This is a genomic window from Mediterraneibacter sp. NSJ-151 (assembly GCF_022487435.1).
In the GTDB taxonomy this organism is placed as follows: Bacteria; Bacillota; Clostridia; order Lachnospirales; family Lachnospiraceae; genus Schaedlerella; species Schaedlerella hominis.
Window position 1 is genome coordinate 308222 of sequence record NZ_JAKVPP010000001.1, and the last position, 12448, is coordinate 320669.

Sequence of the window (12448 nt, forward strand, 5' to 3'; positions counted from 1 at the left end):
ATGAAAATATTTGAGAGTTTTTGGAGGTATATATGAAAAGAGAGTCATTTGGTTCCCGATTGGGATTTATTCTGGTGTCTGCCGGATGTGCTATCGGAATCGGTAATGTCTGGAAATTCCCTTACATTTGCGGTGCATATGGAGGGGCGGCATTTATTTTAATATATTTGTTGTTTTTAATTATTTTGGGAATTCCGGTACTGGTATGTGAATTTGCGGTCGGAAGAGGCAGTCGAAAGAGTGTTGCACTTAGTTTTGATGAACTACAGTCGAAAAATGGGAAATGGACCCCATTAAAATTTATTGGAATCATCGGATGTTATATGTTGATGATGTTCTATACAACTGTTGGCGGATGGTTGATGTATTATTGTTACAAGGGGATTCGAGGCAGTTTTGTGAATGCATCTTCTGATAATATTTCAACGCAATTTTCTCAGATGCTTACAGATGTACCGACGATGTTGTTCTGGACAATTCTGATTTGTGTGATTGGTTTTGCGGTATGTATGTTTGGGTTAAATAATGGTATTGAGCGTGTTACAAAAGTGATGATGACTGCATTGATCTTAATCATGGTAGTTCTTGCCATTCGTTCGGTAACAATGGCAGGTGCCGGAGAGGGAATCCGTTTTTATTTAATCCCTGATTTCCATAAGATGGTGGAAAGTGGAATCGGTAATGTGGTATTTGCAGCATTGAGCCAGGCGTTTTTCACATTGTCGATCGGTATTGGTGCGATGTTGATTTTTGGAAGCTATCTGGATCAGTCCAGAAGTCTGACCGGCGAGGCAGTAAATATTATGCTTCTTGATACATTTGTTGCCCTGACAGCAGGATTTATTATCATTCCAGCATGTTTTGCATACGGAATCGAGCCGGGAGCAGGTCCGAGTCTTATTTTTATAACATTGCCAAATATTTTTGCACAGATGAGTGGCGGAAGAATCTGGGCATTCTTATTCTTCTTATTCCTGACATTTGCAGCATTATCAACAATTATTGCTGTGTTTGAAAATCTGGTTATGTTCAATATGGAGCTGCTTGGCTGGAGAAGAAAGAAGAGCGTGCTTGTATGTGCAGCGTTGATTATCATTTTAAGTATTCCATGTGTACTTGGATTTAATGTCTGGTCAGGTGTGCAGCTTCTTGGTGAGGGAAGCACAATCATGGACCTGGAAGATTTTATTGTATCTAATAATCTGCTTCCACTGGGAAGTCTTGGCTATGTATTATTCTGTACAAGAAAGAACGGCTGGGGATGGGATGCATTTATTAAAGAGGTTAATACAGGAAGTGGTATGAAGTTTCCAAAAACACTTCGTGGTTATGTAAACTACGGAATTCCGGCAATTATCATTGTTATTTATCTGAAGGGGTATTATGATAAATTTAAAGATATGGGAACAGGAATTTTTGTTGGCTGGATGATATTTGCAATTGTATTTCTTGCATGGGTAATATACTGTGCAACGTCTGTGGAGAAGGACAGAACAGAATAAGAAAGTAAAAGACGGAGTGAGTGTGGGACATTCACTCCGTAAAATATAAGATGAGGAACGAAAATGGATTATAAGTTGTTGATGAATACAGCAATTCTTGCAGGGGAGATTATGTTGAAAAGTGGAGCGGAAGCGTATCGTGTAGAGGATACGATCCGCCATATCCTGAATATGGCTCATGTGGAAAATGTAGATACGATCGTGTTGATGACTGGAATTGTGGCAACGATAGATAATCCGGATATGGAAACGATCACAGTAATTCGGAGAGTGGAATCCAGAGGAAATAATTTGAATCGGATTGCTATCGCAAATGATATTTCCAGACGATTTTGTGAGGGGAAAATCTCACTGGAAGAAGCTTACAAGGAATTGCAACAGATTGAAACAAAACAGTATCGAAGAGCTATATATAATATTGCGACAGTCTGTATCTGCGGAGGATTTGCTCCATTATTTAACGGAGGATGGCTGGAGGTGGCCGGTGCGTCCGCAGCAGGGGCAGTGCTTGCACTAATTGTGACAATAGGAAAGAAATTAAAGATACAAGGGTTTATACAAGATGTTTTGTCATCTTTTGGATTGGCACTGATGGCCATCTTTTTGAAGAGGCAGTTTCCTGCTATGAATATGGATACGGTAATCATTAGTGGTATTATGCCACTTGTTCCGGGAGTTGCGATCACAACGGCAATACGTGACACCCTTCAGGGAGATTATTTGTCAGGTTGTGCAAGGATTCTGGAAGCATTTCTGTGTGCGGTATCTGTGGCATTAGGAGTTGCACTGGCAATGGCGGCAACCGGAATTATGGGGACAGGAGGTGTTGTTCTGTGATGAGACTTTTAGGTGGTGCGATTGGATCATTTATTGCAATTGTATGCTTCGCGATTATTATTGAATGTCCGAAAAAATATCTTCCTTTAGCCGGTGTGATCGGAGCAGTGGGAGGAACTGTTTATTTGTTCTGTCTTAATATTGTCAAGACAGATGCAGTACTTGCAGCATTTTTTTCCGCATTAGCAATTACAATATTGTCACATATTTTTGCGAAAGGATTTCGCGCACCGGTTACAATATTTCTTATTCCGGGAATACTTCCGACAGTACCGGGAGCGGGGATGTATCGGATTGTTTATTATCTGGTAGCAGGAAATCAGGAGAAATGTGCATTTTACTTTGCACAGACATTGGAAATTGCAGGGATGATTGCCCTGGCAATCTTTCTGGTTGGAACGATTGTGAATGTGATTCGAAAAAGTAAAAAAATGCAAGAGAAAAGCCCTCGTTAACGGATGTTAACAGGGCTTTTCGTGATGTTTAGTCAAATTCTTTATATTCATTTACAAGCTTGAAGACCGTTCCGGATAACAAGAACAGTGCGATTAAGTTTGGAATTGCCATCAGACCATTGAAGGTATCTGCGATATTCCATACAAGTCCAAGATCCATAGTAGCACCAATCATTGCAACGAGGGAATATACGATCATAAAAGGTTTGATGACCTTTGCAGAGAAAATAAATTCAATGCAGCGAGCTCCATATAATCCCCATCCGATAATTGTAGAAAATGCAAAACAGCACATGGAAACAGCCGTAAATATAGATACCCAGTTTCCGTATGTGGATGTGAATCCAAGGATTGTAAGCTCAGCTCCGGCAGCCTCGCCATATGCAATCGGTACGCCGCTGCAAAGGATTACAAGTGCTGTCAGTGTGCAAATGACAATGGTGTCGGTAAATACTTCAAATACTCCGAAGAAACCTTGTTTGACAGGTTTCTGAGTGTCTGCACAAGCGTGTGCGATGGAACCTGTACCAAGTCCGGCTTCGTTTGAGAAGATTCCGCGGGAAACCCCTTTTTTCAATGTCATAAATGCACTTCCAACGATTCCTCCTGTGACAGAGCGTGGGTTAAATGCCCCCTCAAAGATGGAAGCAAATACGGCAGGGATATTTTCTATATTCAGGAAAATAACGCCGAGGGCAAGGAGAATATAGAATAATGCCATAAATGGCACAAGTTTTTCAGTTACTTTTCCGATTCGTTTTACACCGCCGAGAAGAACCATCCCGACTAAAAGTGTAAGAATGATACCTTGAATGAAGTTTGCCTGTGAGATCATATCCTGTGAAATGATGTGATAATTCAGCAGCGCAGAGTCAATGGCAGTCGTAATTGTGTTGACCTGTGTCGCATTACCGGTTCCAAATACGGTAAGTACTCCAAATACTGAGAACAAAACGGCAAGCCACTGCCAGTTTTTGCCAAGACCATTTTTGATATAGTACATAGGACCGCCGACAAGTTCTCCGTTTTCATTTGTTTCACGGAAATGGACCGCCAGTGTTACTTCGGTGAATTTTGTACACATTCCGAGAATCGCAGAAATCCACATCCAGAAGACTGCTCCGGGACCTCCGATTGCAATAGCTCCTGCGACACCGGCAATATTACCGGTTCCGACAGTGGCGGCAAGTGCGGTACAGACAGCCTGGAATGGCGTGATCGCACCATCACTGGCATCTCTTTTCCGGAAAATACGACCAATTGTTGTTTTAATGGCATATGGAAATTTGCGAATCTGCAAAAAGCGGGTTCGGATACTTAGATAAAGACCCACACCGATAATGCAGATCATAGCCGGAACACCCCAGATAAAGTTGTTTACGGCAGAGTTGACAGTTTCAATAGTATGTAACATAAAAAATCCTCTCTTCCTAAATAGAAACAAAATTCTGCTAAGCAAAGTTAAAAAAATAAAAAATCGCTGTGATTTGTAAAAATTCACCAGCGAAACATACAAAAAATATAATATCAGAAAATATAAGAAAAATCAATAAAAGGATGGATTGATTTTACCGGTTTAATGTGTTAAGTTGGTATAATGAATAAGAATCCGTAGGGGAAACGGTGAAGAAAGGTATGAATGTCAAAATAATTGGCAAAACATAGCAGAGGAGAATAAAATGATAGTTGCTTTAATTGAAAAAATCTATAGTTTTTTGTGGGGAGATTTGCTTCACATTCCATTGCCCGGAGGAAGCAGTATTGGTATTTCATTACTTATTATATTGTTGATTCCGACAGGAATTTACTTTACAATCCGCACAAAATTTTTATCAATCCGACTGATGCCGGATATGGTGAGAGCTCTTGTAGAGAAAAAAGAAGAAAAATCAAGTTTATCGACATTTCAGACATTGCTGGTATCTACAGCAACCAGAGTAGGAATGGGAAATCTTGTCGGTGTTGTAGCGGCGATATCGGTCGGAGGAGCCGGATCCGTCTTCTGGATGTGGCTTATGGCTTTGATTGGTTCATGTACAGCATTTGCAGAGGCAACGCTGGCACAGCTTCATAAGCAGAAAGATCCATTGTATGGCGGATTTCGTGGAGGACCGGCATATTATATCCATGATTGTGTAGAAGCGAAAACAGGGAAGAAACATAAAAAAGTAATCTGGGCAGTATTGTTTGCTGTTTCAGGTCTGGTCTGCTGGTGTGGAATCAGTCAGGTAATCAGTAATTCAGTAGCTTCTTCGTTCCAGAATGCATTTGATATTCCACCGTTATATACAACAATTCTTCTTGTTGCGGTAGCTGCGGTAATTGTATTACGAAAAAATGCTACGGTTAAGGTATTGGATTTTATGGTTCCGGTTATGGCGGTATGCTATTTTGCAATCACATTATTTATTATCATAACAAATATTGGACATGTTCCGGCAGTATTTACAAGAATATTTGAAGAAGCATTTGGACTTCGTCAGGCAGCGGCAGGAGGAATCGGTGCAGTTATTATGAACGGTGTGAAAAGAGGATTGTTCTCAAATGAAGCCGGTTCTGGTTCAGCTCCATGTGCCGCTGCAGCAGCAGATTGCCACAGACCGGCACAGGCAGGATTAGTTCAGGCTCTTGGCGTATTTGTGGATACCATTATCATTTGTACATGTACAGCAATGATTATGCTTCTGGCTCCACAGGAATTGACAGAAGGCTTGACCGGTATGGAATTGCTACAGACAGCAATGGGATATCACCTGGGAAGATTCGGTGTTATATTTATTGCAATTACATTATTTTTATTTAGCTTTTCAACATTTCTTGGAATTTTATTTTATGCCCGCAGTAATGTCGCCTATTTATTTGGAGACAAATGGTGCTGGCAGACGGCCTATAAAGTGCTTGCACTTGTTATGTTGTTTATCGGAGGTATTGCAGCATATACATTTGTATGGGATCTTGGGGATGTCGGAATTGGGTTAATGACAATATTCAATGTAGTATTCTTATATTTACTGGCAGATGAAGCGATAGATGAACTAAAAGATTATGAAAAAAGTAAAAAACTGAAAAAATAAGGTTAATTATAAAAATTAGTTGGAAATGTGATATATTTGGGGAAAGTGATAGAATGTCATATTCAAAAAAGAGAAGAGTATCCTACATAGCGGTTTTCGTATGTGTGGCGGCAGCATTGCTTTGCCGCTATGTGAAAAAGACATCGGATATCGAAAATATAATATTAGATCAGAGCTGTACCTGTCTGTATCTGGGTTTATATATAGCATGGGGGATTTATTTGCAAAAGAGGGTAGTAAATTACAAAATCAGAAGATGTCTTGTTGAGATTGCCTGCCTGATGGTTTTTTGGATTTTTTTGCGAAGTATAAAATATCATATTTTAATGGAAGTATTTAGTAGGAGAATGTGTTGGTATTTGTATTATATTCCATGTACGATGATTCCGACGCTAGGACTCAATGCAGCAATATTGATGGGAGAAGAGGAGGAGAAGAATACAAGGGTGCGCACATTAGCTCTTGTGCTTACAGCAATTTTATTAGCTCTTTTAGTTATTACAAATGATTTTCATCAGCTTGTATTTTCTTTTGAAGGCGAAAAGCCATTCTCAGATGCAAAGTATCAGCAGGGCCCGGTTTTCTTTGCTGTTCAAATTTGGGTAATTTCCTGTCTGATTGCAATGGAAGTGATTTTGATTAAAAAAAGTAAAATTCCAAACAAAAGAAGAGCCTGGCTTCCGTTTTTTCCAGAAGCTTTGCTTCTTATCTGGAGTTTTGGTAATGTTATTGGAATATCTGTTATAAGGAATTATTTCGGTGACATGACAGTGGTTTGCTGCCTGTTGATGTCAGCAATTTATCAAAGCTGTATTTACTGCGGATTAATTGAGACAAATATCAGGTATACGGAATTATTTCAGGCGGCAGGAGGAATTTCAGCAGAGATTACAGATGACAGATGGAAGGTATGGTATCGTTCAGGAGAATTTCCTAATATTACAGATCAGATGAGACATGACGCAAAATATGCACCATTGATGCTGGAACACGGCATTCAGATTAAGCATATTTCTTTGCGGGGAGGTCATGCATTTTGGGCGGAAGATATATCACCGGTATTGGATCAGTATAAAGAATTAGAAGAGCTCCAAGTGGAATTGACTGAAAGAAACCGGTTATTACAGATTGCATATGAAAAGAAAGCGAAGAAAAAAGCAATTGAAGAGAAGAATCGTTTATTTAATTTAATACAGAATCAGACAAAGCATCAGATTTATTTATTAGATTATTATCTGGATGAGCTTCAGAAGACAGATTCAGAAGAGATTTATGATAAGCTTCTCAGAAAAATTGTGGTAGTCGGAACATATATGAAGCGTCGAAAGAATTTGATTTTGTCGCAGAAAGAAAAACAGGCAAAGTTAACGGCGGAAGATTTAAAAAGAAGTCTGACAGAGTCGTGTGATAGTTTAAAGCTTTGCGATATCAAAGGAACCTTTTATATTGATCCAACGATAAAATCGCTTGGGGATGACAGTATTTTAAAATGTTATGATTTTTTTGAATGGGTGATAGAAGAATTAATAGATGAACTTCAATCCGTTTTTCTACGTATTGCGGAGATTGACGGACAGCTTAAAATCGCGGTGACAGTGAAAGGACCGAGCGATTTATCAGTATTGTTGAAAAAGAATCCAGGGCTTTATATTGAGCAGGAAGCAGAGAATGAATGGTTTGCAGCAGTGAAAGTCTGAGCAAATAATAGGAGAAAACAGGATGTATAGTTATGTGACATATAGTGTAAAACTACATAATATATTGATGGTTTTGATGGAAATAGGTCTGGTTTTGGAGCTGTGGATTTTTTTCTCAAGATTAATACGTTCGGCTGGATTAAAAAAAATAATGAGAATAGGAATTCTGTTTTTGATGTCCTTTGTGCTGATGTGTTTTTTCTTAAATGACCATAGATATCAGCTTGGTGAAAATAATCATCCTTCGTTTTTGTTGAAAATCCCAATATGGATATTTTTAACAGGAATGTCTTTGTTGATTATCTTCCTGTGTCTGCTGGTCAGAAATGAAATACTCGCATGTCGGAAAAATATTTCAGCCTGGTCGGTTAAAGAGACAATGGATGATGTTCCATGCGGGGTCTGTGTTTCAGATTCCTGTGGACATGTCGTATTATCTAATAAAAAAATGAGAGAATTAAGCAGGATGCTGACTGGGGCACCACTGCAGAACTATGAAGATTTGAAGCAGGTATTAGATGGAAATAAATCCGTTCAAGGAGTGACCAGACTCAGTCCGGAAAAAGGTGTGCTTTATTTACCAAATGGCACAGTGTGGATGTTTCAAAACTACATGTTAGCGGAAGAAGTTGAGGGGTATCTTCAGACAGTGGCATTTGATGTTACCGAAATATATTTTAACAGTGAAAAAATTCGGATGAAGAATGAAAAGCTGGAATTATTAAACCAAAAATTGAAAAAAATGTATGAGCAAATTGATGAAAGTATTCGTGAACAGGAGACTCTTAAAATGAAAATGCAGGTGCATGACAGTTTGGGGTGTTGTCTTCTTACAATCCGACGTATGCTGGAAGGTAATAAAGAACCTGATTATATGAAAAATCAGTTGGAAATCTTAAAACAATCAGTATATATATTGTCCGGGATTACGCAGGATGATACAGAGAAACAGTATGAGGAATCAATAAAACATGCGGAAAAACTAGGGGTTTCTGTGGAGATTGAAGGTGAGCTTTGCGATGAACATCAAGTCGCATTGATAACGGATAAAGCAATTCGTGAATGTGTTACAAATTGTATACGGCATGCACATGGAAGAAGAGTGTATGTACAAAGTCATAAAACCCGTGAAGGGTGGAAAGTTTGCATTACAAATGACGGAGAAAGACCGAAAGAAGGAAGTAGAGAAGGCGGTGGTCTTTCTGCTTTGCGAGAAGTTGTTGAGAGAGACGGAGGAGAAATGACAACAAAATTTGAGCCGGAGTTTTTGTTGGTTTTAAAACTACCGTTTTCGGAAACAGAAGAATAAGACATAGACTGGGAAGAGGAGGTAAGCAAAGATGATACGTGTATTAATAGTAGAAGATCAGAAGATCATGCAGAAATATTTTGAATATCTTATAGAGAACAATAAAGAAGAATTTCAGCATGTACAGACGATTGCAGATGCATACGAGGCAATAAAAATATGCAATAGAACAAGAGTAGATCTTGTGTTGATGGATGTACAGACATTTCATAACCACGATGGTCTTAAAGCCGGTAAAGAAATCAAAGAAGCACATCCTAAAATCAAAGTATTGATTGTTACCTCACTTATCGACCCGGAAGTTTTGGCAAGAGCAAAGTCAGGGAGTGCAGACAGTCTCTGGTATAAAGATCATGGGGACGAGGAAATTCTTGATGTTATTCGACGAACACTAGAAGGACAAAGAGTGTTTCCGGATATCTCTCCGGATGTGCAGTTAAATTGCATCCAGAGTGATGAAATCAGTCCAAGACAGTTAGAGATGCTGCGTTTGTACATAAAAGGTATGTCATATTCGGAAATTGCGAAAAAGATGGGATGTTCTACGGCAGGCGTTAGATGGAACTTTCAGGAAATGATCTCAAAAGCAGGATATTCCTGTAAAGAAGATTTGATTGCAGCGGCATTGGAAAGTAAATTGCTAGTTACAACTTTGAAATAATGAGAGCATTGCAGATTTTCTGCATTGCTTTATTTTTTGGGAAAATACCTATCATAAGTGCTAGTGTCAGAAAACTTTGTCGGTGTGATAATAATTATAACAGAGATGCTATAACAAAAGGGAAGGAGAAGGAAGTAAAGCAGGATAGCAGTGAAGAAAACCATTTTAAAAGATAAAGAAATAAGAGAGGAGATGAGGTTAGATGTCAGGTATTGTAGAATATAAATGTCCGGCATGTGGAGGCGCAATGGAATTTGACAGTACCCTTCAAAAAATGAATTGTCCGTATTGTGATACGACAATGACAGTGGAAGAGTTTGAAGCAATGCAGAAAAAGGATGAAGATAATACTGGCAATGTACAGCAGAGTGAAAATGCACAGTGGTCATCGGGAGGAAATAATCAGTGGCAGGATGGAGAGACAGATAACATGGCAGTCTATGTATGTGAGTCTTGTGGTGGTGAGATAATTGCTGATAAAACAACAGGAGCAACAACTTGCCCATTCTGTGATAATAAAATTGTCATGAAAGGAAATTTCGCAGGGGATTTGAAACCAGATTGCGTAATCCCGTTCAAATTAGATAAGAAGGCGGCAAAGGAAGCATACATAAAACATCTGAAAGGTAAAAAATATTTGCCTAAAGTATTTAAGGACGAAAATCATATCGACGAAATTAAAGGTGTTTATGTTCCATTCTGGCTCTTTGATGCATCTGTACAGGCGGATATCACATATGAAGCAGAGAATATCAACATCTGGGATGATGGTGATACTGAATATACGGAACATGAAATATATAATGCTGTACGTGGAGGAACAGAGACATTTAGCCATGTTCCCGCAGATGCGTCCAAAAAGATGGATGACGTCTTGATGGAATCTATAGAGCCATTTAACTATCAAGATGCTGTGCCATTTCAGTCAGCTTATCTGGCAGGATATGTTGCAGATCGTTATGACGTAGATAAAGAAGAACGTATGCAGCGTGCAGAAGAACGTATGAAACAGGCAATATCAAACAATTTACGAAAAACAGTGACAGGATACGCAAGTGTGAAGCAGTTGGGCGGGAATTTCCAATTTCCGGAAGCAAGTTATCAGTATGCATTGTATCCGGTTTGGATATTGAATACAACTTGGCGTAATGAAAAATTTGTATTTGCTATGAATGGACAGACGGGTAAGCTGACAGGAGATCTTCCGTTAGATAAAAAAGCGTTTCGACTGACATTGTTGATGCGAGGCGGAATTTTTTCAGTAGTTTTCCTTGCAATTTTATGGCTTTTATTCTAAAGGAAGGGGTGGGGTGAATGATGAAAATAAGAACAAAAAGAATATTGCTTTCATTTCTGTCTCTGCTCCTGCTTCTGATGCCGATTGCAGTAAAGGCAGAATCGACAGATGACATGTATTATGTAAAAGACGAAGCAAACTTGATGAGTGAAGAAGAGCAGGAAGAACTGGAAACAAAATTAAGTACGATAAGTGATTATTGGGGTGAAGATGTTGTTGTACTCACCGTTAATTCACTGGAGGGAAAAACAGCAGAAGCATATGCCGATGATTATTATGACATGAACGGATATGGAGTAAGTGGAAGGAATGGTGGAATTCTTCTGTTGGTTGCAATGGATGACCGTAAATGGCATATGTCAACCGGTGGAGAATGTATAAGTATATTCACAGATGCAGGCCTCAATTACATGCAAGAACAGTTCATATCAGCGTTGAGTGAAGGAAATTATGCAGAGGCTTTCAATACATTTGCAGATTTGTGTGATGATTTTATGGCTCAGGCTGAAATTGGAGAGCCATATGATACTGGAAATCTTCCAAAAGAACCATTATCAATCTTATGGTATATAGGAGCAGTTGCAGCGGCATTCTTGCTAGCATTTATATGGGGCAGCATTGAAAAAGGAAAGCTCACTACAGTTCGTGAAAAACAGACAGCTTCTGATTACGCAGTGGCAGGAAGCTTGAATGTATATAACAGTCATGATCAAATGGTAAGAACATATGTAACTCAGCGTGCTCTTCCAAAAGAGGATTCTAGCAGCTCTTCAGGAAGTTCTACACATACAAGTTCGTCTGGATCAAGTCATGGTGGATGTGGTGGAAGTTTTTAGTGACTGAAAATTTTCAGCATAAAAGATAAAACGGATTGGATACGTGAAGCATTTCGTTTCACATATCCAATCCGTTATTTTTATAGATTAGGAAAGTGTTTTCCTAATCTATAAAGCTTTCTTAAAGATAATCCCCTTATATTTGTTAAGTGCTCCATATACGATAAGACCGAGTACACCGGCGGAAATAACTTCGCCGACACCGACTGTTAACATCATAAATGGTATCGGAAGTGGCACTTGATATCCGTATTTTAATACGAATGGTACAACGATAATGTTTGCTACGATCGGTGGAACTGGAGCAAGATATTTGCTCTTGTTTCTGAGCTGCCAAGTAAAGAAAGCTCCGATCAATGTAGCAAGGCTTCCGAATATGATATCCGGAACGATTGCACCGCCAAGGATGTTGCCGAGCAGACATCCGATAAAAAGTCCTGGGATTGCAGCTGGTGTAAATGCAGGAAGAATAGTGAGAGCTTCGGCAAAGCGAATCTGCACTTCTCCAAATGCAAGAGATGCACCAAGTACTGTCAATACAACATAAATAGCAGCAATCATAGCTGCCTGTGCCAGATAAAGCACTTTTGAGTTTGAGTTTTTCATTATTCTGTTCTCCTTTAGTTTTGTTTTACGTGTGGAAGGTCACGAACACACGATTCATTTTCGCGCAGCAATGAGTCAGGCGGCCATGCTTGCATGGACATTTGACGAATACTGCGGAAGGCATATACAGTAAGTATATGACCTTACGCCGGAAATCGGCGAAACCCTTGTAAG

Annotated in this window: 11 protein-coding genes; 9 read left to right on the top strand and 2 right to left on the bottom strand. The window is 39.2% G+C overall.

The annotated features are described in order from the left end of the window. The first annotated feature begins 32 nt into the window (after positions 1–32). The 3 genes from LQE94_RS01500 to LQE94_RS01510 all read left to right on the top strand — a co-directional run bounded on the left by LQE94_RS01500 (position 33) and on the right by LQE94_RS01510 (position 2794). Positions 33–1502 carry a sodium-dependent transporter gene (locus tag LQE94_RS01500; RefSeq protein WP_117990011.1) on the top strand — a complete coding sequence of 490 codons (1470 nt, stop codon included), beginning with the start codon at positions 33–35 and terminating at the stop codon, positions 1500–1502. A gap of 63 nt (positions 1503–1565) precedes the next feature. Further along, positions 1566–2339 carry a threonine/serine exporter family protein gene (locus tag LQE94_RS01505; protein WP_117990012.1) on the top strand — a complete coding sequence of 258 codons (774 nt, stop codon included), beginning with the start codon at positions 1566–1568 and terminating at the stop codon, positions 2337–2339. Next, positions 2339–2794, top strand: a complete 456-nt coding sequence (locus LQE94_RS01510) for a threonine/serine exporter family protein (protein ID WP_117990013.1) — start codon at positions 2339–2341, stop codon at positions 2792–2794. The genes LQE94_RS01505 and LQE94_RS01510 overlap by 1 nt, the downstream gene beginning before the upstream one ends. A gap of 28 nt (positions 2795–2822) precedes the next feature. Here the strand turns inward: LQE94_RS01510 and LQE94_RS01515 are convergent, their stop codons facing one another. Next, entirely contained in the window at positions 2823–4208 is a 1386-nt protein-coding gene (locus LQE94_RS01515; protein WP_240576841.1) for an alanine/glycine:cation symporter family protein, read from the bottom strand. Positions 4209–4473: 265 nt separating this feature from the next. Here LQE94_RS01515 and LQE94_RS01520 point away from each other — a divergent pair, with 265 nt between their 5' ends. The 6 genes from LQE94_RS01520 (at position 4474) to LQE94_RS01545 (ending at position 11668) form a co-directional block, all read left to right on the top strand. After that, entirely contained in the window at positions 4474–5868 is a 1395-nt protein-coding gene (locus LQE94_RS01520; RefSeq protein WP_240576842.1) for an alanine/glycine:cation symporter family protein, read from the top strand. A 53-nt stretch (positions 5869–5921) separates the two neighbouring features. Beyond that, complete coding sequence (locus tag LQE94_RS01525; protein ID WP_240576843.1) at positions 5922–7565, top strand: histidine kinase N-terminal 7TM domain-containing protein; 1644 nt, start codon at positions 5922–5924, stop codon at positions 7563–7565. A 22-nt stretch (positions 7566–7587) separates the two neighbouring features. Then, positions 7588–8874: an ATP-binding protein gene (locus LQE94_RS01530; protein ID WP_240576844.1), complete on the top strand. Its 1287-nt coding sequence runs from the start codon at positions 7588–7590 to the stop codon at positions 8872–8874. 31 nt (positions 8875–8905) lie between these two features. Beyond that, positions 8906–9535: a response regulator transcription factor gene (locus LQE94_RS01535; RefSeq protein WP_240576845.1), complete on the top strand. Its 630-nt coding sequence runs from the start codon at positions 8906–8908 to the stop codon at positions 9533–9535. A 202-nt stretch (positions 9536–9737) separates the two neighbouring features. Further along, positions 9738–10832, top strand: coding sequence for a hypothetical protein (locus LQE94_RS01540; RefSeq protein WP_240576846.1), 1095 nt, complete (start codon positions 9738–9740; stop codon positions 10830–10832). A gap of 17 nt (positions 10833–10849) precedes the next feature. Continuing rightward, positions 10850–11668 (top strand): TPM domain-containing protein, encoded by an 819-nt coding sequence (locus tag LQE94_RS01545; RefSeq protein ID WP_240576847.1) that lies wholly within the window; start codon positions 10850–10852, stop codon positions 11666–11668. Between the two features lie 108 nt (positions 11669–11776). On the opposite strand, the gene LQE94_RS01550 is transcribed toward LQE94_RS01545, so the two are convergent. After that, complete coding sequence (locus tag LQE94_RS01550) at positions 11777–12274, bottom strand: QueT transporter family protein (RefSeq protein WP_022074958.1); 498 nt, start codon at positions 12272–12274, stop codon at positions 11777–11779. Positions 12275–12448 lie beyond the last annotated feature (174 nt).

Bases quoted from the DNA above. Each gene is read 5' to 3' on its own strand.
- LQE94_RS01510 (WP_117990013.1), top strand. From the start codon at position 2,339: ATGAGACTTTTAGGTGGTGCGATTGGATCATTTATTGCAATTGTATGC.
- LQE94_RS01520 (WP_240576842.1), top strand. From the start codon at position 4,474: ATGATAGTTGCTTTAATTGAAAAAATCTATAGTTTTTTGTGGGGAGAT.
- LQE94_RS01545 (WP_240576847.1), top strand. From the start codon at position 10,850: ATGATGAAAATAAGAACAAAAAGAATATTGCTTTCATTTCTGTCTCTG.
- LQE94_RS01515 (WP_240576841.1), bottom strand. From the start codon at position 4,208: ATGTTACATACTATTGAAACTGTCAACTCTGCCGTAAACAACTTTATC.
- LQE94_RS01505 (WP_117990012.1), top strand. From the start codon at position 1,566: ATGGATTATAAGTTGTTGATGAATACAGCAATTCTTGCAGGGGAGATT.
- LQE94_RS01550 (WP_022074958.1), bottom strand. From the start codon at position 12,274: ATGAAAAACTCAAACTCAAAAGTGCTTTATCTGGCACAGGCAGCTATG.
- LQE94_RS01530 (WP_240576844.1), top strand. From the start codon at position 7,588: ATGTATAGTTATGTGACATATAGTGTAAAACTACATAATATATTGATG.
- LQE94_RS01535 (WP_240576845.1), top strand. From the start codon at position 8,906: ATGATACGTGTATTAATAGTAGAAGATCAGAAGATCATGCAGAAATAT.
- LQE94_RS01540 (WP_240576846.1), top strand. From the start codon at position 9,738: ATGTCAGGTATTGTAGAATATAAATGTCCGGCATGTGGAGGCGCAATG.
- LQE94_RS01500 (WP_117990011.1), top strand. From the start codon at position 33: ATGAAAAGAGAGTCATTTGGTTCCCGATTGGGATTTATTCTGGTGTCT.
- LQE94_RS01525 (WP_240576843.1), top strand. From the start codon at position 5,922: ATGTCATATTCAAAAAAGAGAAGAGTATCCTACATAGCGGTTTTCGTA.